5 protein-coding genes are annotated in these 2,829 nt (G+C 54.0%); all 5 read right to left on the minus strand.

The features are described from left to right. Nucleotides 1–137: 137 nt before the first annotated feature. Entirely contained in the window at nucleotides 138–542 is a 405-nt protein-coding gene (locus tag P0D80_RS49245; RefSeq protein WP_408295773.1) for a glycoside hydrolase family protein, read from the minus strand. Between the two features lie 259 nt (nucleotides 543–801). Continuing rightward, nucleotides 802–1,149 (minus strand): hypothetical protein, encoded by a 348-nt coding sequence (locus tag P0D80_RS49250; RefSeq protein ID WP_408295776.1) that lies wholly within the window; start codon nucleotides 1,147–1,149, stop codon nucleotides 802–804. Nucleotides 1,150–1,206: 57 nt separating this feature from the next. Then, a complete protein-coding gene (locus tag P0D80_RS49255) occupies nucleotides 1,207–1,461 on the minus strand; it encodes a hypothetical protein (RefSeq protein WP_408295778.1) in 255 nt (84 codons plus the stop codon). 98 nt (nucleotides 1,462–1,559) lie between these two features. Then, the gene (locus tag P0D80_RS49260) at nucleotides 1,560–2,051 is read right to left on the minus strand and encodes a hypothetical protein (RefSeq protein ID WP_408295781.1); all 492 of its coding nucleotides are present in this window, start codon (nucleotides 2,049–2,051) and stop codon (nucleotides 1,560–1,562) included. 153 nt (nucleotides 2,052–2,204) lie between these two features. Then, complete coding sequence (locus P0D80_RS49265; protein ID WP_408295783.1) at nucleotides 2,205–2,657, minus strand: hypothetical protein; 453 nt, start codon at nucleotides 2,655–2,657, stop codon at nucleotides 2,205–2,207. Nucleotides 2,658–2,829 lie beyond the last annotated feature (172 nt).

Consider the following 2,829-nt stretch of genomic DNA (forward strand, 5'->3'; position numbering starts at 1 on the left):
GCTAAAAATCCGCCACATCTCAGTCTAAGCAGCTGATTTTAATGCGAAATCGATGACTGGCTCGAGGTGGTGCTATAGAACGACACGGGAGTTTCAGAAGCTAGCCGCCGAGGTGGTCATTGACTTCACATCGGCACTCATTCGTATAAGCTGGCATGCTGTCCGGTTCGCGCACGGCCCCAGATCTCAGCATCAGACAGACTCGTCTCAATGAACTCCACGGGCACCCCTGCATTGTCGATGACCGCTATGTGGAAGTCGTCGATGGGCTCGTACGGGCCGAGAATCACGGTGTGACCTTCAATCGCTGCGGCGAGGTTACTTACCCGGTACGCCACATGTGGCACCGTCCGCATCAAAGGATGCAACGGGGAATCGGGCTCAAACCGATGCCACTGGACTGGCACAGGTCCTGTGAGGTCATCAGACGTATACATTCCGACTTTGGCGGCATACCGTTCGCCGGCTAGCGGCTTCTCAGTCGGGATACCAATATGGTGCAGGGTATATGTGATGCCTTCGCGTCGCATGGTCGTTGTCATTTCGATGTCCTGTAAAAGGCAGCAGCAACTCCTCAATGTCCCGCAGGCTCAGGTTGAAGCGGTGGTACCACGTTTTCGCTTGGAACGCGACGGTGTTCATCCATGGTTGAATTTCACTGAGAGACCGGCTCACTTTATGCGAAGTCTTCCGTGAGGGAAAGGGCATACAGCCGACGAAATTGCGCGTGCCGCGGACAGACGTGGGAGGCAGAAGAATTGTCAGTCCGGGCCGCACATTGCGAGTTCCAATCGCACTCGTTCAGATGGATTTCCTCGCTTTCCGATCGCAGATCTCATATATGATCAGCACGATCGGTGAGTGATAATTAAGGCGCAAGCCGTCAGTGAACAGCTCGGCGAGTGTTGAGACCTTGCGGAAGTGCGGCAGCTTATGCAGGTCCCGTGCCACCATTTCCGATAGCGGTTTGAACTGCATCCGTTCGAGCCAGTCAGCTTCGGCTCCACTCGTGATTAGCCAGAGGTTGAGTGATTCCACAAAATGATCGGTGCGTAGCCATTCGCCGGTGCACGCATGAGCTGCGAGTTGGGTCGCAACGAGGTAGCACAATAGTTCGGCGCGGGCTTCATGATCGAGTGAGTTCGACATATCGGTTCGTTACAGGCGTTAGCAAGGGCGCTCATTACTGCTATTTGCCGCATGTTTTCACCGCGGGTGCTCCGGGCGCCTGTGCGGTGCTTCGCGCTGTAGACGGGCCTCCGCCGCGACAATAGCCTGGTGCTCAATCATGGTGTCAAGCACTCCGCGCATTAGGGTCAGCAGGTGGTCGAGTTCAGGGTTGGCAATCCCTTCAGCAAGTTCCCGTTGCTGTCTGTCCTCCAGTACCGATATACGCCGACGGGCGGCCCTCACGTAAGCGTCGGCCGCCTGCAGTTCGAACTCACTTGTAAAGGAATTCATACGCTCTCCTCGCGCCTACGGGCTTGGGGAGTTGCGAAGCGATGTAAGCGAGGCTGGCGGCCAGATTGTCCATCTGCCTGCCTGCAGGCGCCGTTCCGTTACGAAACCTGCGTCTGTTGAACTTCTCTTTTCAAGCGTTTTCCCAGTTCCACAAGACTGATGCCTTCGAGTTCGGCCACCAGCTCCCCACCAAACTCAATGCAAAGACTCGTGCCGCTTGCGCAACCCGCCTCCGAAACTTTCAGAAGCTTGCCGTCGGTCACGACCTCAACGGACCTTTGCGCCGCGCCTTTCGACTCGATATTTCGATGAAGATCTGTCATTGCCAGTTCGAGGACTGCTCTTTTCTCGTCTGCCTTGTTTGACTTGACTAACGCGTAAATGCCAAATGTCAAGATCGACAGAATCAGGTCGCCTGCCCCCCCATAACCTCCGTACTTTGCCCCCTCCACAGCAAGATTTCCGGATGCCTTGAATGCAACACAGTCGCCTGGCAAGTCGTTCCGAACGACCAATTTCGAAGGGTCCGATACCTTGGCGTGGTCAACCGGGAAGACCCGCCGGAGTGTGTTCGCGCTTATTATTGTCATGACAGACTATCTTATGGTTGACAGACCAGTGGTTAAGGAAAATCGGCAGCTCGGTGCTCGGTAGTGCCGCCTCCCCTTGGCAAGAGGCGCCGAACCGTTGCTTTTGAGCGTCGCACGGCAGTGCAGTAATACTTTTGCACTTGCCCTTCGACATTAGTCAAAACTGACATAAACAGGTTTATTCGCCTTCTCGATCTCTCGCTCCAAGCATCGTTTGAATGACGAGAAATCCGTATTATCGAGCCTGCCAACTGTTTTGCTATCGAAATTGATCACGAGAAACGGCTCACACCCGTGATGAAGCTGGGTAATCTCTAACGGCTTACCGTCCACCATCACTTTCACATACTGGCAATTGGCGTTTTCTGAAATCTCGCGATGCAGGTCTTTTATGGCCCGTTCGACATCGCGCGCCTTGCTGTCCATCTGTGACGACTTTACCAGGGCGTAGATCCCGCAAGTCAGGATGGAAAAGAGAATTTCCCGGAAATCATTGGGATTACCGTATGCTGCCGCTTTGGCCACTATGCCGCTGCAGTTGCCCGCATTGCTTACGGAGGCGCCATTAAGAAACGATCTGGAAATCGTGCTGAACGTCACCGCCATAACACCCCCGTAGCATGCAAGATGCTTAAGTGCGGCGGACCGCATAGTTGAATGTGTGCCGAGTTTCGTTTTTTGGCGAATTATTATCTTTCGTTTTTGTGCGTATGTTTCGTTTTCTTTGATGTTTTTCTACTGGGGGAGAAACTCGCCCGGGCATGCATTTGGTCGTACT

Source organism: Paraburkholderia sp. RL17-373-BIF-A, assembly GCF_046030175.1.
In the GTDB taxonomy this organism is placed as follows: Bacteria; Pseudomonadota; Gammaproteobacteria; order Burkholderiales; family Burkholderiaceae; genus Paraburkholderia.